Consider the following 20,765-nt stretch of genomic DNA (forward strand, 5'->3'; position numbering starts at 1 on the left):
GTTTCGACTGTCAGACAGTCGCGAGACGCGACCCCTGGCCGGTGGTGCGGGTCAGGGGTCGCGTCGTTTTCACACACCGGGCAATACGATCTCCCGTGTGGCCCGGTTTCGCGCCCTGTTGGTGGCCGGAGTAGCGATCGCGCTGCTCGGCGGCCTCGCGCTGGTCGCAACCCAGCCGACGGGCCATGACGTCATCGAGCAGGCGCCCGCTCCGGCGCAGGTCTTCACCCCACCGAACCAGGGCGCGGTGGCTCCCCAGACCGACGAGCGCGCCGTCGCAGTCCAGAGCTTGTTGCGCGCGCGGGCCGATGCCCTGCACCGGCGCGACGAGAAGGCCTTCATGGCCAGCATCGACCCAAAGGCCGAACCGGCGTTCCGCGATGCGCAACTGATGTTGTTCCGCAACCTCGCCAACGTGCCGCTGCGTGAGTGGTCGTACTCCGTGGTCACACAGCGATCGCTCGATCCGTCGGTGTTGCCGAACGTGGAAGGCGCCCAGGAGTTGTGGGCGCCGGAGATCGACCTGGTCTACGCGTTGCGCGGCGCCGACCCGTCGCCCACTCGGCGGCCGATGGGCTACCTGCTGGTCAAGCGGGCCAACTCGTGGTTCATCCGGTCGGATACCGACCTGCTCGGCGTGGGCAGGCGGACCTGGCGCGGCCCGTGGGACTTCGGCCCGTGCCTGGTGATCACGACCGGACGCGGTCTCGTACTGACCCACCCGGCCAGGGAGGCGATGGCCAGGCGGGTGGCGGCCGAAATCGACTCGGCCGTGAACGCGGTCAGCAGTGTGTGGGGAACCGACTGGCCCCAGCAGGTCGTGGTCGTGCTGCCGGATTCCAGCGACGAGATGCGCGCGATGGTCGGCTCCAACTTCCCGGTCGAGTCCGTGGTCGCCGTCTCGGTCGCCGACCGGGTCGACACGGACAAGAACTCCGCCGAGGGGCAACGGGTCGTGATGAGCCCGACCAGCGCTGACGCGTTGTCCGTGACCGCATTGCGAATCGTGCTGCGCCACGAGTTCACCCACATCGCCGCCCGAGGCTCCACAGTGGACGGATCGCCGATGTGGCTGCTGGAGGGGTTCGCCGACTACGTGGGCTACCGCGACAGCGGGATCCCGCTCGGGCAGGCCGCGCCGGACCTCAACGCGTCGATGCTCACCACCGGCCCGCCGAGCAGGCTGCCGTCCGATGAGGAGTTCCGCGCGCAGGGCCGCACCCTCGACATGGCCTACCAGCAGTCGTTCTCGGTAGCCCGGTTCGTCGCGGAGAGGCTGGGCGAACCCAAGCTGATCGAGCTGTACCAGGTGCTGGCCAAGGCAGGCCGGGCAAGCCCGGAAGAGATCGATGACCTGCTGGTCTCGGTGGTCGGGCTGAACCGGGAGCAGTTCGTGGCGGGCTGGCAGGAATACCTGCGGGAGACCCTCGGATAGGGTGCTGGCGTGGCTCGGACGCTTCTGGTGACCAACGACTTCCCGCCCCGGCCTGGCGGTATCCAGGCGTATCTGCAGGCATTGGCGACCAGGGTGCCCGCGCGGGAACTGGTCGTGTACGCGCCGTCGTGGGAGGGCGCGGCTGAGTTCGACGCCTCGATGCCGTTCCCGGTGGTCCGCCACCCAACCTCGCTGATGCTGCCCACACCGGACGTGGCCAAGCGCGCCAAGGAGATCCTGCGCGCCGAGTCGTGCACCTCGGTGTGGTTCGGCGCAGCGGCACCACTGGCCCTGCTCGGCCCGTCCCTGCGTGACGCCGGGGCGCAGCGCGTCGTCGCCTCGACACACGGACATGAGGTCGGCTGGTCGATGCTTCCGGTGTCCCGTCAGGCTTTGCGGCGGATCGGGTCCACAACGGACGTGGTGACGTACGTCAGCAAGTACACCCGGTCCCGGTTCGCGGCGGCCTTCGGCCGATACGCGGCACTGGAGTACTTGCCATCCGGTGTGGACACTGGCTTGTACCGCCCGGACCCGGCAGGCCGTGAGCTGGTTCGCAAGCGCCACAACCTTTCCGACCGGCCGACGATCGTCTGCGTGTCCAGGCTGGTGCCCCGCAAGGGCCAGGACATGCTGATCCGTGCCCTGCCCGCGATCCGCCGCCAAGTCCCTGACGCGGCACTGCTTCTGGTCGGCGGCGGAAGGTACTCGGACAAACTCATGGCTCTGGCCAAGGAGAACGACGTCGCCGACGACGTCATCCTGACCGGAACCGTGACGTGGGAAGAACTTCCGGCGCACTACGTCACCGGCGATGTGTTCGCCATGCCGTGCCGCACCCGCGGTAGCGGCTTGGACGTCGAAGGCCTCGGGATCGTCTTCCTGGAGGCCTCGGCGTGCGGACTTCCTGTCGTGGCAGGCAATTCCGGCGGTGCGCCGGAAACTGTCCGCGAGGGCGTGACGGGGCATGTCGTGGACGGCCGTAACGTCACCCAGATCGCCACGCGCATCAGCACTCTGCTGGCCAACCCGGACACTGCGGCCGCAATGGGCCAAGCAGGCCGCGACTGGGTCACGTCGGACTGGCGCTGGGACACCCTGGCCAGTCGTTTGTCCACTTTGCTGTCGGGCGACGGCTCCCGTTTCTCCGCTTTCCGCGGCTGACCGAACGCCGATTCTTGTGTGACACTGTTTTGATGCTCGACTTCCCTCGCCGCGCCGTCAAGCAGGTCGCTCTAGTGATGTCCATTCACGACATCACGGGCCAAAGCGGCCGCGCCGACCAAGCCCGCGTCGTCGCCTAGTTGCGCCGTGCGAATGCGGGCCAGCGGCCGATACCCGGCGCCAGTCACGGCATCGCGGTAGATCTCGCGGGCGTCGTCCAGAAACAGGGGAGCGGACTCCGACACGCCCCCGGCGATCACGATGACCTCGGGGTCGTAGATGTCGGCGACGAGGGCCAAGCCTTCGCCGAGCCAACGCGCCAGCTCAGCCATCGCGCGCAGCGCCACGGGATCACCATCGCGAGCGGCCCCGGCAACCTTCCGGCCGGTGATGGACCGAGCGTCGCCCGCTGCCTCGCGGGCCAGGACCGTCGACTGCCCTGGATGCCCTGCGAGCAGTTCGATCGCGGTCGCACTCAGAGCCGTGCCACTGCAGTACCGTTCCCAACAGCCGGACTTGCCGCACGAACACGGTCGGCCGTTCGGCACGATCCGCAGATGCCCCAGCTCAGGAGCTACACCGTAGGCGCCGCGGAAGATCTTTCCGTCCAGGAGCAGGCCTGCGCCGATGCCCGTGCCGATCGCGATCAGGGTGACGACCTTCGCGCCGCGCGCCGCGCCGTAGCGGAACTCCGCCAGGGCCGCGGCGTTGGCGTCGTGTTCGAGCACCACGGGCAGGTCGATCTTGCGGGAGATCCGCTCGGCCACCGCCGCCCTGCGCCACGCCAAGTGCGGGGCGAACATCACCGTCTTCAGGTCCGTGGCCACGAAACCGGCCACTGCCAGGCCGACCGCCGAGATCGTGTGACGGGCGGTCAACGAGCTGATGACCGAGACAATCGCGTCGTTGAGGGCATCCGCTCCTGACGGCGTGCCCACTCGCGCGGTGTCCAAGATTGTTCCGCGTTTGTCGACGACACCGGCCCGCACGCTCGTCCCGCCGATGTCAACGCCGACTGTCAGCATCTGTCGCCTTTGAAGGGATCGCGCCGGACCTGGATGTGTTGCACCGGCCTATTGTTGCTCCGGGGCTGCTCGGCCGCGCGACCGGGACGTCCGGCAGGCCGGAAACCGGGCATGTGCGGCACACCGGGCTCCCACCTGTCGGCGAGTACCGCCCGTAGCAAGGCAACGATGTCCGCGGCACGGTCCAAAGTCGTCGCCGCCAGCTCGTTCGGTTCGCCGCGCACCAAGGCCCCGATCGCGCACAGTGGACAGTTGTCCGGCGGGCCGTCGTGTTCGGCCGCGACCCGATCCAGGTACGGCCCAAGGCGTTCGGCCACCGCGTCCAGCAGCAGCACGATCTCTTCAAGCAGCCGGGAGCCCGGCTCGGCGCTCACGGCGTCGTCCCGGCGAACTGCAACAGCAGGCCGTCACCGTCCACAGAGGCGTCAGCGACCTCGTATCGGCGCAACACCGCGGGCAACGGGACCAGCCTGCGCATTCCGTCCACTGTGATCGCCAGGTCGTCACCGATCCTTGCCAGATCCACATCGGACTGCTCGGTCAGCGGGATGGCCACGCGCAGAACGTATCCCGCGCCTTCCGGCCGGATCTGCAGCAGCGACGGCGGCCTGGACACGCTGGAGCCAAGCGGGTCCGACCGGCCGTACAGCTCGTCGGCCAACGAAGCCAATGCCTCGAGCCCGACCGGTTCGGCCGCACGGTGTTCGACGACGTGCAGCTCGATCGGCGTGGACGCCCGCAGCTCGGCCAGCACCTCGTCCTGCTCGCCTCGACGCGTCCGCAGCCATGTCGCCGCCGGGCCGCGCCGCATACCTGCCTTGGGCACCAGCCGGTTGGCGATCATCCCGTCCACCCGGATGTCCCGCAGTGCCAACGCGGCAAGCGTGCGCTTGCTCTCGGCGACCACCAGCCGCTCCGGCGTCAGCACCAACCGGACCCCGGTGACCTGCGGATCCGCCAGCAGATCCCGCAGTTCCGCCAAATGCGCGGCCAGCCTCGTGACCGCGTCGACCCAGCCTTGTCGTCCCACACCGGAGACCATTCCCCGAACCGACCTGGCCGGAAACGCGCGCTGCAGATACGTCGCGATCGCGTCGGGCAACGCCAACAGCCGCAGCGTCTCCGCGGTTGGCCCGCAGTCCACCACGACCGTGTCCCAGTTGTCGGTTTTCGCTAATCTGGCGACCTCGGTCAGCGCGAGCAGTTCGTCGAGGCCGGGCACCACGGTCAGCTCTTCGGCGTCCAGCTCGTCCACCCCGGCGCCTGCCAGCACCGCCCGCAGCTGTGCCCGCAGCTCGTCCCAGGCGGAATCGACCAGGCCACGGGTGTCCACGTGGGCCGCGTGCAACCTCGTGTCCACTAGGGAGGGTTCGCCGGTCAGCCGGGTGCCGAACGCGTCCGCCAGCGAGTGCGCCGGGTCGGTGGACACGACGAGAGTCTCGCGCCCACGCCCGGCCAGCCGTACCGCGGTGGCCGCGGCAAGGGTGGTCTTGCCCACCCCGCCCTTTCCGGTGAACAGCAGGATCCGCAAGGCGGTGGTTACAACCCTTCGGCGCGGCGCTTGAGGTCCTTCAGCGCGATGTCCATGATCATCTTCTCGGCCTTGCGGCGGAACATGCCGATCATCGGCACGGCCAGCTGCACCGACAGCGTGTACGTCACCTTGGTCGCGTCGTCACCCTGCGGCTCAAGCAGGTACCGGCCGCGCTGTGACCGCTGCATCTGGCCTTTCACCAGCGTCCAGCTCACCGAGAGGCCGTCCTGCGCCCAGTCGTACTCAAGGGTGTAGGTGTCCTTGAACATGCCCGCGTCGATCACGAACCGGACCTGGGTGGCCTGACCGTCGGCGTCCTGCGCGAGCACTTCGGTCTCCTTCACCGCCCCGGTCCACTCGGGGTACGCGGCGAAATCGGCGATCACGCCCATGATCGTGTCCGCGTCTGCCTCTACGGTGATGGACTGGGTGGACTCGTCGGCCATGCCGGGCAGGCTACCTGGTCAACTCACCAGTGCAGCACGTGCGGCACCTGGGTTCGCTGGAAATGTCCGACATTGATGCAGTCGGTCGAGGCGAACCGCATCCTCGCTGACAGTGGTTGGTGCACGTGACCGAACAACGACCAGCGCGGCCGTTGCTCAGTGATCAGTTCGCGCAGCGCGTACGACCCGAGCTCGGTGCGGCGCGCCACGACGTCGTAGGTGAGTTCCGGCACAGCGGGCGGGATGTGCGAGCACAGCACGTCGACTTCGGTGAGCTTGCCGACAGAAGCGTTGTAGTCGTCCTCGGTGCGCAGGTAGGGAAACCAAGCGCCGGAACGCCGTACCCGCCCGCCGGGCGCGAGCAGCGCGCCGCCGACGAACCCGAACCGCAACCCGTCGATCTCCGCGACCTCACCGTCCAGGAAGGTCAGCCCGTCACGCGCGAACCGTGACCACAGGTCCGGCACGTCGACATTGCCCGGCGTGGCGTACGTCGGCACGGTCATCGCCGCGAACAACCGCGTGTACTGCTCGAAAAGCGCTTCCTGCACCACATCGCTGGCGTTGTCCAGGCTCGACCACAGCGAGCGCGCGTACTCGCCGAGTTCCTTGAGCTGACGGTTGCGCCGCAGCTGCGCGAACTTGGCGACCTTCTCCGCGCCGAACACCCGGCCGAGGATGCCGCTGCCGTGGTCGTGGTAGTCGACGAAGTCGATCAGATCACCGAGCACGACGAGCGCGTCGGCGCCTTCGCCGGCCCTCGCCAGAGCGTCCGAATTGCCATGGACATCGGAAACCACGTGGACCCGCACGAGTTCACTCTACGGCGGGCAACCGGGACGGCGTCCATCCTCGAGTGTGGTCTTCAGGTCGAACGCGATGTTCTTGGCAGCGAACTGACGGCGGGTGATTTCCCGCCGGATGTCACGTGGACCGGGCCGGCCTGGCAGGTCGGCACGCAGGAAGTAGTGCAGGAGCGTGCCGTCGAGCATGGGCTCGAGCCAGACTTCCATGGTCCCGGTCAGCGCACCGCGCACGGTCCACCGCAGTCCTTCGTTGCCGCGGTCGGCGTACACCTCAAGAGTGAGATCCGGCCACAGCCTGCGCCACGAGCCGGGGTTGGCGAACGCGGCTTTGACCACGGGCGGGGGCACGGCGAGGAATGTCTCGTCGACGACGTCCACTGCAGGCACAGGTGCATGGTGTCACGAGGGCTGTACTAAGTTCACGTGACGTGCGGGAATACAGTGCGCCGGCCACGGTAACGGTGACCGACGAAGAGAATCTCACCGACATGGTCTGGGCGAACGCGGATCGCTTCGGTGACGCGGTCAGCTTCCGTCGGCTGGTCGACGGCTCATGGGTGGACGTGACCGCCCGCGAGTTCGCCGCGCACGTACTGGCGGTCGCGAAAGGACTGATCGCCTCCGGGCTGCGGCCGGGTGACCGGGTCGCGCTGCTGTCCAAGACCCGGTACGAGTGGTCGTTGCTGGACTTCGCGATCTGGTCCGCGGGGTGCGTGACCGTGCCGATCTACGAGACGTCCTCGGCCGAGCAGGTCGAGTGGATCCTGTCCGACTCGGGTGCGCGGGCGATGGTCGTGGAGACCGCCGGGCACAAGGCGACCGTCGACGGGCTCGTGGACAGGCTGCCTGAGCTGACGCGGGTCTGGCAGATCGACGCGGGCGTGGACCTGGCTCCCGCTGTCGACGAGCTGACCGCGCTGGGCGCGGAAGTCGACGAGGACGCAGCCCACGAGCTGCACCGCAGCGTGCGTGCCGACGCGGTGGCGACGCTGGTGTACACGTCGGGCACAACGGGTCGTCCCAAGGGCATCGAGCTGACGCACCGCAACCTGCTTGCTGAGGTGCGCGCGGACATCAAGGCGTTCCCGCAGTTGCTGAAGTCGGGCAACTCGATGCTGGTGTTCCTGCCGCTGGCGCACGTGTTCGCCAGGGCGATCTCGATCTGCTGCGTCTACGCCCGCACCACGCTCGGTCACCTGCCGGACGTCAAGACGCTGGTGAACGACCTCGGCACGTTCCGCCCGACCTTCGTGGTCGCGGTGCCGCGCGTGTTCGAGAAGGTCTACAACACCGCCAAGCAGCGGGCGCACGCCGAGGGCAAGGGCAAGATCTTCGACGCGGCCGAGGCGCTGGCGATCCAGTACAGCCAGACGGCCAAGCCGGGGATCGCCCTGCGGGCCAAGCATTTGGTCGCCGACCGGCTGGTGTACGGCAAGCTCCGGCTCGCGCTCGGCGGCCGCTGCGAGGCGGCGATCTCCGGTGGCGCGCCGCTCGGGGCGCGGCTGGCGCATTTCTTCCGCGGCATCGGTGTCCCGGTCTTCGAGGGCTACGGCCTGACCGAGACCTCCGCGGCGATCGCCGTGAACACCAACGCGAACTTCAAGGTCGGCACGGTCGGCAGGCCGGTCGCGGGCGCATCCGTGCGCATCGCCGACGACGGGGAAGTGCTGCTGTCGGGCGACATGGTGTTCTCCGGCTACTGGCACAACCCGGAGGCGACCGGGGAGTCGTTGCGGGACGGCTGGTTCCACACCGGCGACCTGGGCTCGCTGGACGACGACGGTTTCCTGGCGATCACCGGCCGCAAGAAGGAGATCATCGTGACCGCGGGCGGCAAGAACGTGGCGCCCGCCGTGCTGGAGGACCGGCTGAGGATGCACCCGCTGGTCAGCCAGTGCCTGGTGGTCGGCGACCGCAAACCGTTCATCGGCGCGCTGATCACCATCGACGAGGAGTATTTCCAAGGCTGGAAATCCCGCAACGGCAAGCAGGGGACGGTCGCTGAGCTGGCCGACGACCCGGACTTGCACGCTGAACTGCAGTCAGCGGTGGACGAGGCGAACAGGGCGGTGTCGCGGGCCGAGTCGATCCGCAACTTCACCGTGCTGCCGCAGGACTTCAGCGAGGAGCGCGGCGAGATCACGCCAAGCCTGAAGCTGCGCCGCGAGATCATCGCCTCGAAGTACGCCGACCGCATCGAGGCGATCTACGCAGGTCACTAGGTCACTAAACCTGGGCGCCGTTGTCCCCGTCGTCGTTGTGCTGGCGGATCCTCAAGACCACCAGGCCGATGCCGACGGCGGCGGACACCAGCGCGATCGGCGTCGCCACCCGGGTGGCCAAGCCGATCAAACCGGGCGCGACCAGCAGGAACAACGCGATCAGCATCAGCACGAGCGCGAGGATGGTCAGCGGGCTCGGCCGGGGGATGGGTGGCGGCTCAGGCGGGACGTAGTGGTCGTCGTCGGAACTCCACGCCCAGTCCATCTCGGTCTCGTGGCCGCGCCAGCCCGCGGTGGCCGGAGCGGAGATCTCCGGCAGGTCCGGCTCGTCCAGCGGTTCGGATTTCCTGGACTTGGCGGGTTTGTCCGGTTCTTGCTGCGGCGGCGACTCGATGTCCGGCTCGGCCACGGTGTCGTTCTCGGCCACGGTGTCATTTCCGGCCTCGCGGTCCAAGTCGGCTTGCACGGACGAACCAAGGCCTTCGCGTTCCAGGTCGGCGACGATCTGCGCGAAGGCGGCGTCAACGTCCTCCGGTCCGTCTGACCCGCCCTTCATGACCCTCCTCAAGCTCAACCTCGTTACGCCATCGTCGCACGGACACCGGTGCGGTTGGCCAGTTACTTCTGGCTCTTTTGCGCGTTGTTATCCGCGACAGTGCTGATGCTCGACTCTGGCAAGCAAGTCTTCGGTCCTCGCGGCCAAGCGTGGGGACGGTCGCGTTGTGCACGAGCGGGCACACTTCGTAGGCTGTCCGGCGGGCTCATCGCGGGTAGTCAGGCAGGAGGCGCTCTACACGGTGCTGTACTTCTTCATGAAACACGTCCTGCTGGGACCGATCCTGCGGCTGTTCTTCCGCCCGGAGGCGGAGGGGCTTGAGAACATCCCCAAGACGGGCGGGGCGATCCTGGCGAGCAACCACCTGGCGGTCTCCGACTCGTTCTTCATGCCGTTGGTGATCCCGCGCAGGCGGGTGACGTTCCCGGCGAAGATGGAGTACTTCACCGAGAAGGGCATCAAGGGCGCGTTCAAGAAGTGGTTCTTCACCGGCATGGGCCAGATCCCGATCGACCGGACAGGCGGGTCGGCGGCGCAGGCGGCGCTGGACACCGGTATCCGGCTGCTGCGCGAAGGCCACCTGCTGGGCATCTACCCGGAAGGCACCCGGTCACCGGACGGCAGGCTGTACAAGGGCAAGACCGGGCTGGCCCGGATCGCCCTGGAAGCGGGCGTGCCGATCATCCCGGTGGCGATGTTCGGTACGGACATCGCCAACCCGATCGGCTCGAAGATGTGGAAGCCGACGAAGATCAGGGTCAAGTTCGGCAAGCCGCTGGACTTTTCCCGCTACGAGGGCCTGACCGGCGACCGGTTCGTGGAGCGGTCGATCACCGACGAGGTGATGTACGCGTTGATGGAGCTCTCCGGCCAGGAGTACGTGGACATGTACGCCGCGAAGGTCAAGGAGATGCAGACGACCGACGGCAAGGCACCGAACGGCGTGCCGGCCCAGCGGGAGCCGGATCGCATCCCCGAGACCAAGGCCGGATGATTCACAACTAAGGTTGCCGGGTGCGGTTTTTCTACGATACCGAGTTCATCGAAGACGGAGTGACCATCGACCTGGTGTCGATCGGTGTCGTAGCCGAGGACGGCAGAGAGTTCTACGCGGTGTCGACCGAGTTCGACCCGAACAAGGCGGGCCAGTGGGTCCGCGAGAACGTCCTGGACAAACTCCCAGCGCCCGGTGACAAAGCCTGGCGCAGCCGGGCGCAGATCCGCGAGGACCTGATGGAGTTCCTCAGCCCGCGCGGCGAGAGCGTCGAGCTGTGGGCCTGGTTCGCCGCGTACGACCACGTGGCCCTGGCTCAGCTGTGGGGTGCGATGCCCGCGTTGCCGCGCCAGCTGCCCCGGTTCACGCGTGACTTGCGTCAGCGCTGGGAAGACGTGGGCAAACCGCAGCTGCCGAACCCGCCGACGGACGCACACGACGCCTTGGCAGATGCCCGGCACAACCTGGCGCGGTGGAACGTGATCGAGATCGAGCGCCTGCGTAAGGGCTTCCCGGTCCGCTAGCCGTGTCGGCCTTGCACGGCGTGTCCACCGTTCCGGCACGGCGTGTCCACCATTCCAGCACTGTGAAATTCCCTGACTCGTGGTGCGTCCTGCCGCGCCATCCGAAGTGTCCGATTTCAAGTACTGAGATGGTTTCCCGCCTGTTAAGCGGGGGTCGGTTGCTTTACCGATCCAGCCCGTGACACCCTTCACGCATGCGTATAGGCGTACTCACCGGTGGTGGCGACTGTCCAGGGCTGAACGCGGTGATCAGGGCCGTGGTCCGAAAGGGCATCGAGGCCCACGGCTGGGAGATCGTCGGGTTCCGCAACGGTTGGCAGGGTCCGCTCGAAGGCAAGTCGAAGCCCATCGGGCTCGACCAGGTCGAAGACATCCTCACCCGCGGCGGCACGATCCTCGGCTCGTCGCGCACCAACCCGTACAAGATCGACGGTGGCGTTGACCGGATCAAGGCTGTGCTGGCCGACCAGGGGATCGACGCGCTGGTCGCGATCGGTGGCGAGGACACGCTCGGCGTGGCCAAGAGGCTGACCGATGACGGCGTCGGCGTTGTCGGTGTGCCCAAGACGATCGACAACGACCTTGGTGCGACGGACTACACCTTCGGTTTCGACACCGCGGTGCACATCGCGACCGAGGCGATCGACCGGCTGCGGACCACGGCGGAGTCGCACCACCGTGCGCTCGTCGTCGAGGTCATGGGCCGGCACGCCGGTTGGATCGCGTTGCACTCCGGTCTCGCGGGTGGCGCGAACGTGATCCTGGTGCCGGAGCGGCAGTTCAGCGTCGACAAGGTCGTCGAGTGGGTCGAGCGGCGGTTCGAGCGCGAGTACGCGCCGATCATCGTCGTGGCCGAGGGTGCGGTCCCCGAGGGTGGTGCCGAGGTGCTCACCAGCGGCGAGAAGGACGCGTTCGGGCACGTCCGCCTTGGCGGCGTGGGCACGTGGCTGGCCGAGGAGATCGCGCAGCGGACGGGCAAGGAGTCCCGTGCCGTGGTGCTCGGTCACACGCAGCGTGGCGGCACGCCGACCGCGTACGACCGTGTGCTGGCAACCCGTTTCGGTCTGCACGCCGTGGACGCGGTGCACGACGGCGACTTCGGTGTGATGGTCGCGTTGCGTGGCACCGACATCGTCCGCGTGAAGCTGGCCGAGGCCACCGCCGAGCTGAAGACTGTTCCGCTCGAGCGTTACCAGGAAGCCGAAGTCTTCTTCGGCTGATCGACCGCAAATCCACTCAATGCCCCCAATGCTCGCATTGGGGGCATTCTCGTGTCCACAATGGAAATCGAAGAAATGCCGTGCTGACTGCGACCCAAAGGGCAAGCGGCGCCGAGCAATAGTGAGAGTTGTTGCCGTTGACTCTCTAGACTTTTCGGCAAGCGCACATACTGAGCACCAGGCATCAGGTCAGGGCTCGGTCAGGATCACGGGCCCGTCTGGTGTCACCGCGATGGTGTGCTCCCAGTGCGCGGCCCGTGTCCGGTCCGAACTGCGCAGGCCCCAACCGTCCGGATCCGTGGTGAACGTGTCCCGGCCGCCCGCGATGAACATCGGCTCGATCGCGATCACCAAGCCCGCTCTCAGTTTCAGGCCACGCCCGGCTTTGCCCTCGTTGGGCACGTGCGGTTCCTCGTGCATCTTGCGGCCGACGCCGTGACCGCCGTAGCCCGCCAGCAAGCCGTAGCCGTGCGAGCGGCCGACTTTGCCGATGGCGTTGGAGACGTCGCCGAGCCGGTTGCCCACTTTGGCCGCGGCGATGCCCGCGTACAACGCTTCCCGCGTGTGTTCGCTCAGCCGAGCGTCCTCTTCGGTCGGCTCGCCGATGAAGAACGTGATCGCGGCGTCGCCGTGGAATCCGGCGACGTGTGCACCGCAGTCGATGCTCACCAGGTCGCCTTCTTTGAGCTGGTAGTCGTTCGGGATGCCGTGCACCACCAAGTCGTTGACCGACGCGCAGATCACGCCGGGGAACGGCGTCGGCGCGAAGTGCGGGTGGTAGTGCAGGAACGACGACTTGGCGCCCTTCGCCGCGATCACCTCGGCCGCGATGGTGTCCAACTCGCGCAGTGACACGCCGGGAGCCGCCGCTTGTTTGGTCGCGGCCAGCGCCGCGGCCACTACTTTGCCCGCTTCGCGCATCAGCTCTAGTTCGGCAGGTGTCTTGAGTTCGACCATCACGCTCTCCTGGGCTGGGATAATTATCCCAGTATTTTTATCACATTTGCCGGGTGGCGTACCCGGCCAAGGCCGCCCAGTCGACCACCGGCACGTCCAGGCCGCGTTTGTCCAGGTACAGCAACGAACGTTGCCTGCCCTGCACGATCCAGTCCTGTCCGGGGCCGACTTCGTGCTCGTCCGGCAGCGCGCCCGGGATGCGCTCCGGCGTGAAGCCCGAGTCGCCCAGCGTACCGGTGACCAGCAGTGACAGCATGCCACCGGAGTTGCCGTCGTGCCGGTGCCACAACAAACTCGCCGGTCCTGGCTTGCCTTCGAACGGTTGCAACGGACTGACTGTCAGATCTTCACCCACTTCGGCACGCACGGAGTACGGGTGGCCACCGGAGTCCAACGCGGTGAGCACAGCCGTGGGGTACCGGGTGATGGCGTCCTTGATGCGTTCGGACATCGGCACATTCGATGACGGGTACGGCTCCAGCGTGCCGCCGACCGGGGTCGTGTCGAAGACGTGAACACGATCCAGGCTGACGAACATGGGCAGACGCCAGTAGTACCAGTCCATCCTGGCCTGGTACTCCGGATCCTGGAGGTCCTTCGCGTAACCGGGACTGCGGGCATACACGGCACGCCAGAAGTCGGCGAGCTCCTCAGTCCCGGCCACCGTCGCGGGCGCGCTGGCGGTGCCTTGCACAAGCACTGCGGTCGTGCCGTCAAGGCCGCTGCCGGACATGTCGGAGTACCAACAGGGCGACCCTGCCGTCTCGGCGGATGTTGAACACCTTCTGCGGGAACGCGGGTGGTGTCGTGAGCACGATGTGCTGCTTGTCCGGGACCCAGATCGCGGACATCGGATATGCCTGCGGACGGCCGTCCTTGCCGATGGTGGCCAGTTCGACCACGCGCACGCTGGACAACACCTCGGACACTCGGGAGTCGACGTACATGAGCCGGACGCTAAAACCTCAACCGAGGTCGAGGTCAATCCTGTGCTGATTCTCGACTCTGGCAAGCAAGTGTCCGGCACTATTATCGGGCCATGGTTCGACCACCGCTGACCCCCGAGGACCGCGAACGCGGCGTGCGCCTCGGCGAGGCGTTGCGCGCGGCCAGAGCGGGCCGGACAACGGTCGAGGTGGCCGCGGCGGCCGGGATCTCGGTGGAGACCCTCCGCAAGATCGAACACGGCCGGATCCCCACACCCGCGTTCTTCACCGTGGCCGCGATCGCCAAGGCGGTGGATCTCCCGCTGGATAAGCTGGTCGGGTGACTGAGGGGCAGCGGTTCAGCGACGAGGACTGGTACGGCGAGGAACTCGACGGGCGCGCGTACACGAAGTGTTCTTTCTTCGGCGTGGACATGACCGAAGTGGTGAACAACGGCAGCACGTTCGAGGAATGCACGTTCGGCAACGTGAAGTTCAACGCCTCCCGGCACGCAAGTACCGCCTTCGTCAACTGCACTTTCAAGCGCTGCAACCTTTTCGACACCGAGTTCGAAGGGTGCAAGGTCGTCGGCAGCGTGTTCTCCGAATGCACGATGCGGCCGATGCGGGTGCGCGGCGGCGACTGGTCGTTCGCGGTTCTGTCCGGTTTGGACCTGCGTAACTGCGTGTTTCGTGACGTGCGGATGCGGGAGATCGACTTGACCGCGGCCAACTGCGAGAAAGCCGAATTCCTCAACGTGGACTTGGCTTCCGCGCAGCTGGACCGGATCCGGCTCGTGGGCGCCGATTTGCGGGGCAGCAACCTGGCGGCGCTGAACCCGTTCGACGCCGAGTTGAAAGACGCGATCATCGGCGTGGAACAGGCCATGACGATCGCGCAGTCCATCGGTTTCGACGTGCGTTAGACATCTGGGCGCCAGAGATCTGGCCGCTAGAACCAGGGGCGGACCTCACCCCAGCCCCAGGTGGGCATGGGTTCGGCGACGGTGGCCTCGACACCTGGCTGCGAGAACATCAACGCCATCCGCGTACCCCACTCCAGATATCCGACAAAGGCCGACCGGAATTCCGCGTCGGACGGCAGCCCCACTTCGTCGGCGGTGTCGATCAGCACCCGCACCCATTGCCTGCGCTGTTCTTCGGTGAGCGCACGGCCGAGATGCCGGGAGATCATGTGCGGATGGCCGCCGTGCTGCTGTGAGTAGATCTTCGGGCCGCCGAATACCTCACCGAGCCATGCGGCGACGTGTTTCGGGTGGTTCGGGTTCATGCCCGCGAAAACCGGTGCCAGCACAGGGTCTTCCGCGACTTTGCGGTAGAACGCGGTGAAGAGCTTGTCGAACGCCTCGGCACCGCCCGCCCATTCGAACAACGTCGGCGCGAGCGCAACAGGTTCCTCCAGCCGCTTGTCCGTCGCGAACGGCTGGTATTCGGCCAGTTCCGGAATGTCCTGCGGTGCGACCCACGTGACTCGCAGCGTGTACTGGTTCTCGTTGCGGGACAAGTCATAGGTGCGGCAGTAGGGCGACGCGGACAACGCCCGCGCGGCTTTCGAACACGCCGTTTCGAAGTCCCCGGCCAGCTCGGCCGGAACGACGTAGTGCACGTACTCGGTGATCACCGGTGCAGTCGACCACTTTGGCAAAGCCGGTTCAAGTACGTACTTTCTGGTGCGTGAGCGCACGAAGGTACTACTGCCCGGTCGAGTTCGCAGTCGACACCATCGGGGGAAAATGGGCCGTGGTGATCCTCGCGCACCTCAAAGAGGGCGCGCTGCGTTACGGCGAACTACGCCGGTTGATCCCGGACATCACCGAGAAGATGCTCACCCAACGGTTGCGGGAACTCGAAGCCGCCGGTCTGGTCGAGCGCACGGTCGAGTCACAAGCACCACTCGCCGTGTCGTACCGCCTGGCGGACGAGACGCTCAGGCCCGTCCTCGAAGCGCTCTACGCCTGGGGGCAAAGCCGCGCGACCCAGGTCGGGACCAAGATCGAACCAGCGACACGCCGGTAGATCTGGGGGTGTGTTTCTCGCCTGAGCACTACATGTAGGGTCTGCGTCGTCGATGCGACAAGGGAACCCGGTGCGAGTCCGGGACTGCCCCGCAGCGGTGAGCGGGAACGACCGCCGTCATTGAAGCACTGGGCGTGAGTCTGGGAAGCGACGGCCAGTAGGTCCAGGCATGGGTGCCCGCGAGTCCGAAGACCTGCCATCGATGCGTGCGCCGTCCGGCGTGCGCGTGTCCGGAGCCTCGCGGGAAGGCCGGCACGGCGACTTGTTCTGCCGTGCTTCTCGCTGTGGGGTTTTCTGGGCCGTCGGGCTCGCGAGGAGAGGGCTGTGACTGCGACAGCTGTGGGTTTTGAAAGCCGTGTCGCCGACGCGTGCGCCGGTCTGCCCGACGTGGCAGCCGAACTGGTGATCGCCGAAGTCGAGCGCAACATCTACCAGGGCATCACCGACCGCGAACTGGACGACGCGCTGATCATGTCGGCGCGCGCGTTCGTGGAGACCGAGCCGAACTACTCGTTCGTGTGCGCGAGACTGTTGCTGGACAAGCTGAAGCGCGAAGTCCACGCGACCGTACCGGAGGACAAGTACTTCCACGAATACATCCGAAAGGGTGTCGAACTCGACCGGATCGACCCGGACCTGGCGACATTCGACCTTGACCGGATCGCCGCGGCGATCAAGCCGGAACGCGACCTGCAGTTCGGGTTCATCGGCCTGCAGACGCTGTACGACCGCTATCTCCTGCACGAACACGGCGTCCGTTACGAGTTGCCGCAAGCGTTTTTCATGCGTGTGGCAATGGGTTTGTCGATCCGCGAGGACGACCGGGAAGCCCGTGCGATCCAGTTCTACGAACTGCTGTCCAGCTTCGACTTCATGTGCTCGACCCCGACCCTGTTCAACTCGGGGACGACCCGGCCGCAGCTGTCGTCGTGCTTCCTGACCACTGTGGACGATGACCTCAGTAGCATCTTCCAGGGCTACCGCAACAACGCCCTGCTCGCCAAGTACTCCGGCGGCCTCGGCAACGACTGGACACCGGTGCGCGGCATGGGCGCCCACATCAAGGGCACCAACGGCCAGTCCCAGGGTGTTGTGCCGTTCCTGAAGATCGCCAACGACACCACGGTGGCCGTGAATCAGTGTTTCGCTCCCGAAACGTTGGTGTACACGGCAGATGGGGCGCGGCCGATTCAGGAAGTCCAGGTTGGCGACCTGGTACTCGGGGTCAGTGGAAGTTACCGCGAAGTGACTGAGGTTTTCGCCTACGATCAGGTGGATCCGATGGTCGAGGTGAGTGTCAAGCATTCCGTCGAGGCGCTGAAGGTCACCGCGGGACACCCTTTCTACGCGATCAAGGGCGTGCCGATGGGCCAGGACAGTGCCCGGACTCTCAAGTGGCTGGCCAATGGCAAGGTCCAACCCGAGTGGGTGGATGCGGGCAACCTGGAGAAGGGTGACTACATAGCCCAGGTCGTCCCCAAGGAGACCCTGCCGGTTGGAGGATTCACCGAGGACAACGCGCGGCTGTACGGCATCCTGCTGGGCGATGGGCATCTGTCGAAGGACGGCCAGCAGTGGGGCGTCTCGGGCAACCCTGAGTTGGACACACACCTCGACTTCGTGCGTAGTTATCTCTCAGCACGCGGAATCCATTTCTGGGAGTCTGGCAGGGACGAGACCTATCTCCAGATTCACTGGGCTTTCGGGCGCGGAGTGCGTCGTGACTCGGTGACGGGACGGATCACGGGAGCGGGTGACCCGACTCTTCCGTTCACCTATGAGGACCTGTACGACGCGAACAAGAAGAAGCGGATCGCGCGCAGATTCTCGCACCTGCCTCACGCGCAGACGCGGATGTTGCTGAAGGGCCTGCTGGAGACCGACGGCGGCGTGTCCCGTGGGATCGAGATCTATTTCACGACGACTTCTCGGCCGCTGGCCGCGGGCATTCGTTACCAACTGCTTCGCTTGGGCGTCCCGTCGGCTGGACAGTACCGCGAACGAAACCAGGATCATGTCGGCACACGTTCCGACGGCTCAGAGATAACCTTCTCCGGAGTTGTGAAGGCCTTTGACATTCGCGTACCCGCGGTTCCTGGTGTTGCCGAGCTCGTCGGCTGCCGCCCGCTGGTCAAACGGAACTGGATCGAACACGGCGGGATGGTCTACTCACGAGTCCGCGACGTGCGGCAAACCGACGTTGTCCCAAGGGTCTTCGACTTGAAGGTCGAAATTGACGAGTCCTACATGACCGCCGCCGGGCTTGCTCACAATGGCGGCAAGCGGAAGGGCGCTGCCTGCGCGTACTTGGAAACGTGGCACATCGATGTCGAGGAATTCCTTGACCTGCGCAAGAACACGGGCGACGACCGGCGTCGTACGCACGACATGAACACGGCGAACTGGGTGCCGGACGAGTTCATGCGGCGAGTCGAGGCCGACGAGCAGTGGACCTTGTTCTCCCCGGACGAAGTTCCCGACTTGCACGACTCCTATGGCCCGGCCTTCGCACGCAAATACCGCGCGTACGAAGAATCAGCCGATCGGGGCGAAATCCGGGTGTTCCGGCGTGTGCGTGCCGTCGACCTGTGGCGTCGGATGCTGACGATGCTGTTCGAGACGGGGCATCCGTGGATCACGTTCAAGGACCCGTGCAACCTGCGTTCACCACAGCAGCACGCCGGTGTCGTGCACTCGTCGAACCTGTGCACCGAGATCACACTGAACACCAGCGCGGACGAGGTCGCTGTGTGCAACCTCGGTTCAGTCAATCTGGCGAATCACGTTTCGCCCGAAGGTATCGACCACGTGCGGCTGAAGCGGACCGTGCAGACGGCCGTCCGCATGCTGGACAACGTGATCGACATCAACTTCTACACGATCCCGCAAGCGCGTCAGTCCAACCTGCGGCACAGGCCGATCGGCCTCGGCATGATGGGGTTCGCTGATTCGCTGTTCACTCTTCGGGTTCCGCTGGCGTCAGCCGAAGCGGTGGACTTCGCCGACCGCAGCATGGAGGAGATCAGCTACTACGCGATCACCGCATCGGCTGATCTGGCCGAGGAGCGTGGCAGCTACGAATCCTTTGCCGGATCGTTGTGGAGCAGGGGGATCCTGCCGATCGACTCGGTCGCCCACCTCGGCGAGCACGCCGACATGTCCACGACCTCCGCGCTGGACTGGGCACCGGTCAGGGAACGCGTGCGCAAAGGCGTGCGCAACTCGAACATCATGGCGATCGCGCCGACCGCGACGATCTCGAACATCTGCGGCGTCGGCCAGTCGATCGAACCGCTGTACCGCAACCTGTTCGTGAAGTCCAACATGTCGGGTGACTTCACCGTGGTGAACGCGGCGCTGGTGCGGGATTTGAAGGAACGCGGCCTGTGGGACGCGCGGATGGTCGCCGACTTGAAGCTCCACGACGGCGCACTGGCCCCGATCGAGCGAATTCCGAGTGACCTGAAGGCGTTGTACGCGACGGCGTTCGAGATCTCCAGCGACTGGCTGATCGAAGCGGCGTCACGCAGGCAGAAGTGGATCGACCAGGCGCAGTCGCTGAACCTGTACATTTCCGCGCCGAGCGGCCGAAAGCTGGACGCGCTCTACCGCCTTGCCTGGCGCAAAGGCCTGAAGACCACCTATTACCTGCGCTCGCAGAGCGCCACCCACGTCGAGAAGAGCACCCTGCAGGGAACCGACGGAAAACTCAACGCCGTCGCGGTGGAACCTGCCGCCTGCTCGATCACCGACCCCGATTGCGAGGCCTGCCAGTGACTGTCACGAATGAGCCCTTGATCGAGCGAGGCGCGTCCCGCGTCGACGTCGAAGACAAGGCGATGATCAACGCGCGCGCCGACGTGAACCAGTTGCTGCCGCTGAAATACCAGTGGGCGTGGGACAAATACCTGGCTGGGTGCGCCAACCACTGGATGCCCACCGAAGTGTCGATGCAGGCGGACATCGCCTTGTGGCGTTCGGCCGATGGGCTGACGGCCGGCGAACGTCACACGATCAAGCGAAACCTGGGTTTCTTCGCGACCTCGGAATCGTTGGTGGCCAACAACATCGTCCTCGCGGTGTACCGGCACCTGACCAACCCGGAATGCCGCCAGTACCTGCTGCGTCAGGCCTTCGAAGAAGCCGTGCACACTCACACCTTCGAGTACATCTGCGAATCGCTCGGCCTGGACGAGGGCGAGCTGTTCAACATGTACCGAGAAGTGCCGTCGATCACCGACAAAGCCGCGTGGGCACTGGACTACACCCGCAATCTCGAAGACCCCGGCTTCACGACCGGAACCCCGGAGAACGACAAGGCGTTCCTGCGCGACCTGGTGGCCTTCTACGTGGTCTTCGAAGGAATGTGGTTCTACACGGGCTTCGCCCAGATCCTCTCGCTCGGCCGACGCAACAAGATGGTCGGAATCGCCGAGCAGTACCAGTACATCCTGCGTGACGAGTCGATCCACCTGAACTTCGGCATCGACGCGATCAACCAGATCAAAATCGAGAACCCGCACCTGTGGACCGACGAGTTCCAGGCCGAAATCCGCACCATGCTCGGCGAGGCGTGTGAGCTGGAAGTGGCCTACGGCCGCGACACCATGCCCAACGGCCTGCTCGGCCTGAACGCGGACCTGTGCGAGCAGTACATGCACTTCATCACCAACCGCCGGTGCGCGCAGCTGGGCCTCAAGCCGGTCTTCGGGCAGGCCGAGAACCCGTTCCCGTGGATGTCGGAAGCGATGGACCTGAAGAAGGAGAAGAACTTCTTCGAGACCCGGGTCACCGAGTACGCCAGCGGTGCCAGCCTCGACTGGAACTGACCCGGGAACAGGGCTCCGCTGTGCACCCAGGGGAGCCCTGTTCAAGCCGGCTGGTGATCTGGTGGGGCGCGCAGCAGGATCAGCTCGGCAC

General features: G+C 66.1%; 22 protein-coding genes and 1 riboswitch. Of the genes, 11 read left to right on the forward strand and 11 right to left on the reverse strand.

Annotation, left to right across the window (positions count from 1 at the left end; genetic code table 11):
• Positions 1-97 precede the first annotated feature (97 nt).
• Both B9C43_RS38665 and B9C43_RS38670 read left to right on the forward strand, forming a co-directional pair.
• On the forward strand, positions 98-1,435 hold the full coding sequence (locus tag B9C43_RS38665) for a hypothetical protein (protein WP_084432130.1): 1,338 nt from the start codon (positions 98-100) through the stop codon (positions 1,433-1,435).
• 9 nt (positions 1,436-1,444) lie between these two features.
• Positions 1,445-2,599, forward strand: a complete 1,155-nt coding sequence (locus tag B9C43_RS38670) for a glycosyltransferase family 4 protein (RefSeq protein WP_084432133.1) — start codon at positions 1,445-1,447, stop codon at positions 2,597-2,599.
• A 71-nt stretch (positions 2,600-2,670) separates the two neighbouring features.
• On the opposite strand, the gene B9C43_RS38675 is transcribed toward B9C43_RS38670, so the two are convergent.
• From B9C43_RS38675 to B9C43_RS38700, 6 genes are read right to left on the reverse strand one after another with little or no spacing between them, the layout of a single operon-like run.
• Positions 2,671-3,624, reverse strand: a complete 954-nt coding sequence (locus tag B9C43_RS38675; RefSeq protein WP_033390223.1) for an ROK family glucokinase — start codon at positions 3,622-3,624, stop codon at positions 2,671-2,673.
• On the reverse strand, positions 3,618-3,998 hold the full coding sequence (locus tag B9C43_RS38680) for a hypothetical protein (protein WP_084432136.1): 381 nt from the start codon (positions 3,996-3,998) through the stop codon (positions 3,618-3,620). Before B9C43_RS38680 ends, B9C43_RS38675 begins: the two co-directional genes overlap by 7 nt.
• Entirely contained in the window at positions 3,995-5,155 is a 1,161-nt protein-coding gene (locus B9C43_RS38685) for an ArsA family ATPase (protein WP_084432139.1), read from the reverse strand. Before B9C43_RS38685 ends, B9C43_RS38680 begins: the two co-directional genes overlap by 4 nt.
• A gap of 8 nt (positions 5,156-5,163) precedes the next feature.
• Positions 5,164-5,604 carry an SRPBCC family protein gene (locus tag B9C43_RS38690; protein ID WP_033390226.1) on the reverse strand — a complete coding sequence of 147 codons (441 nt, stop codon included), beginning with the start codon at positions 5,602-5,604 and terminating at the stop codon, positions 5,164-5,166.
• 23 nt (positions 5,605-5,627) lie between these two features.
• Positions 5,628-6,416 (reverse strand): metallophosphoesterase family protein, encoded by a 789-nt coding sequence (locus B9C43_RS38695; RefSeq protein WP_084432142.1) that lies wholly within the window; start codon positions 6,414-6,416, stop codon positions 5,628-5,630.
• 9 nt (positions 6,417-6,425) lie between these two features.
• On the reverse strand, positions 6,426-6,797 hold the full coding sequence (locus B9C43_RS38700; RefSeq protein WP_033390228.1) for a hypothetical protein: 372 nt from the start codon (positions 6,795-6,797) through the stop codon (positions 6,426-6,428).
• Between the two features lie 41 nt (positions 6,798-6,838).
• Between B9C43_RS38700 and B9C43_RS38705 the strand changes: the two genes are divergently transcribed.
• Positions 6,839-8,632 carry an AMP-dependent synthetase/ligase gene (locus B9C43_RS38705; RefSeq protein WP_084432145.1) on the forward strand — a complete coding sequence of 598 codons (1,794 nt, stop codon included), beginning with the start codon at positions 6,839-6,841 and terminating at the stop codon, positions 8,630-8,632.
• 4 nt (positions 8,633-8,636) lie between these two features.
• Here the strand turns inward: B9C43_RS38705 and B9C43_RS38710 are convergent, their stop codons facing one another.
• On the reverse strand, positions 8,637-9,188 hold the full coding sequence (locus tag B9C43_RS38710; protein WP_084432148.1) for a hypothetical protein: 552 nt from the start codon (positions 9,186-9,188) through the stop codon (positions 8,637-8,639).
• A gap of 241 nt (positions 9,189-9,429) precedes the next feature.
• Here B9C43_RS38710 and B9C43_RS38715 point away from each other — a divergent pair, with 241 nt between their 5' ends.
• The 3 genes from B9C43_RS38715 (at position 9,430) to B9C43_RS38725 (ending at position 11,926) form a co-directional block, all read left to right on the forward strand.
• On the forward strand, positions 9,430-10,182 hold the full coding sequence (locus B9C43_RS38715; RefSeq protein WP_033390231.1) for a lysophospholipid acyltransferase family protein: 753 nt from the start codon (positions 9,430-9,432) through the stop codon (positions 10,180-10,182).
• Positions 10,183-10,202: 20 nt separating this feature from the next.
• Complete coding sequence (locus B9C43_RS38720; RefSeq protein WP_033390232.1) at positions 10,203-10,706, forward strand: polyadenylate-specific 3'-exoribonuclease AS; 504 nt, start codon at positions 10,203-10,205, stop codon at positions 10,704-10,706.
• A 194-nt stretch (positions 10,707-10,900) separates the two neighbouring features.
• The gene (locus B9C43_RS38725; protein WP_033390233.1) at positions 10,901-11,926 is read left to right on the forward strand and encodes a 6-phosphofructokinase; all 1,026 of its coding nucleotides are present in this window, start codon (positions 10,901-10,903) and stop codon (positions 11,924-11,926) included.
• A 189-nt stretch (positions 11,927-12,115) separates the two neighbouring features.
• Here B9C43_RS38725 and map read toward each other — a convergent pair whose 3' ends face one another.
• The 3 genes from map to B9C43_RS38740 are packed head-to-tail and all read right to left on the reverse strand — an operon-like array spanning position 12,116 to position 13,830.
• A complete protein-coding gene (map, locus tag B9C43_RS38730; RefSeq protein WP_033390234.1) occupies positions 12,116-12,883 on the reverse strand; it encodes a type I methionyl aminopeptidase in 768 nt (255 codons plus the stop codon).
• Positions 12,884-12,923: 40 nt separating this feature from the next.
• Positions 12,924-13,616, reverse strand: coding sequence for a hypothetical protein (locus B9C43_RS38735; RefSeq protein WP_084432151.1), 693 nt, complete (start codon positions 13,614-13,616; stop codon positions 12,924-12,926).
• On the reverse strand, positions 13,597-13,830 hold the full coding sequence (locus B9C43_RS38740) for a pyridoxamine 5'-phosphate oxidase family protein (protein ID WP_084432154.1): 234 nt from the start codon (positions 13,828-13,830) through the stop codon (positions 13,597-13,599). Before B9C43_RS38740 ends, B9C43_RS38735 begins: the two co-directional genes overlap by 20 nt.
• 92 nt (positions 13,831-13,922) lie before the next feature.
• Here B9C43_RS38740 and B9C43_RS38745 point away from each other — a divergent pair, with 92 nt between their 5' ends.
• Both B9C43_RS38745 and B9C43_RS38750 read left to right on the forward strand, forming a co-directional pair.
• Entirely contained in the window at positions 13,923-14,153 is a 231-nt protein-coding gene (locus B9C43_RS38745; RefSeq protein WP_084432156.1) for a helix-turn-helix domain-containing protein, read from the forward strand.
• Entirely contained in the window at positions 14,150-14,734 is a 585-nt protein-coding gene (locus B9C43_RS38750) for a pentapeptide repeat-containing protein (RefSeq protein WP_033390237.1), read from the forward strand. The genes B9C43_RS38745 and B9C43_RS38750 overlap by 4 nt, the downstream gene beginning before the upstream one ends.
• 26 nt (positions 14,735-14,760) lie before the next feature.
• On the opposite strand, the gene B9C43_RS38755 is transcribed toward B9C43_RS38750, so the two are convergent.
• Complete coding sequence (locus B9C43_RS38755; RefSeq protein ID WP_084432158.1) at positions 14,761-15,450, reverse strand: group II truncated hemoglobin; 690 nt, start codon at positions 15,448-15,450, stop codon at positions 14,761-14,763.
• 53 nt (positions 15,451-15,503) lie between these two features.
• Here B9C43_RS38755 and B9C43_RS38760 point away from each other — a divergent pair, with 53 nt between their 5' ends.
• From B9C43_RS38760 to B9C43_RS38770, 3 genes are all read left to right on the forward strand, one after another.
• A complete protein-coding gene (locus B9C43_RS38760) occupies positions 15,504-15,845 on the forward strand; it encodes a winged helix-turn-helix transcriptional regulator (protein WP_084432763.1) in 342 nt (113 codons plus the stop codon).
• A 20-nt stretch (positions 15,846-15,865) separates the two neighbouring features.
• Positions 15,866-16,060: riboswitch (cobalamin riboswitch) on the forward strand.
• 109 nt (positions 16,061-16,169) lie between these two features.
• Entirely contained in the window at positions 16,170-19,622 is a 3,453-nt protein-coding gene (locus B9C43_RS38765; RefSeq protein ID WP_200825895.1) for a ribonucleoside-diphosphate reductase subunit alpha, read from the forward strand.
• Positions 19,619-20,674: a ribonucleotide-diphosphate reductase subunit beta gene (locus tag B9C43_RS38770; RefSeq protein WP_268811607.1), complete on the forward strand. Its 1,056-nt coding sequence runs from the start codon at positions 19,619-19,621 to the stop codon at positions 20,672-20,674. The genes B9C43_RS38765 and B9C43_RS38770 overlap by 4 nt, the downstream gene beginning before the upstream one ends.
• Positions 20,675-20,765 lie beyond the last annotated feature (91 nt).

Origin of the sequence: Kibdelosporangium aridum (genome assembly GCF_900176515.1) — a bacterium.
Classification (GTDB): Bacteria; Actinomycetota; Actinomycetes; order Mycobacteriales; family Pseudonocardiaceae; genus Kibdelosporangium; species Kibdelosporangium aridum.

Bases quoted from the DNA above. Each gene is read 5' to 3' on its own strand.
- B9C43_RS38710 (WP_084432148.1), bottom strand. From the start codon at position 9,188: ATGAAGGGCGGGTCAGACGGACCGGAGGACGTTGACGCCGCCTTCGCG.
- B9C43_RS38745 (WP_084432156.1), top strand. From the start codon at position 13,923: ATGGTTCGACCACCGCTGACCCCCGAGGACCGCGAACGCGGCGTGCGC.
- B9C43_RS38690 (WP_033390226.1), bottom strand. From the start codon at position 5,604: ATGGCCGACGAGTCCACCCAGTCCATCACCGTAGAGGCAGACGCGGAC.
- B9C43_RS38735 (WP_084432151.1), bottom strand. From the start codon at position 13,616: ATGTCCGGCAGCGGCCTTGACGGCACGACCGCAGTGCTTGTGCAAGGC.
- B9C43_RS38725 (WP_033390233.1), top strand. From the start codon at position 10,901: ATGCGTATAGGCGTACTCACCGGTGGTGGCGACTGTCCAGGGCTGAAC.
- B9C43_RS38740 (WP_084432154.1), bottom strand. From the start codon at position 13,830: ATGTACGTCGACTCCCGAGTGTCCGAGGTGTTGTCCAGCGTGCGCGTG.
- B9C43_RS38675 (WP_033390223.1), bottom strand. From the start codon at position 3,624: ATGCTGACAGTCGGCGTTGACATCGGCGGGACGAGCGTGCGGGCCGGT.
- map (WP_033390234.1), bottom strand. From the start codon at position 12,883: ATGGTCGAACTCAAGACACCTGCCGAACTAGAGCTGATGCGCGAAGCG.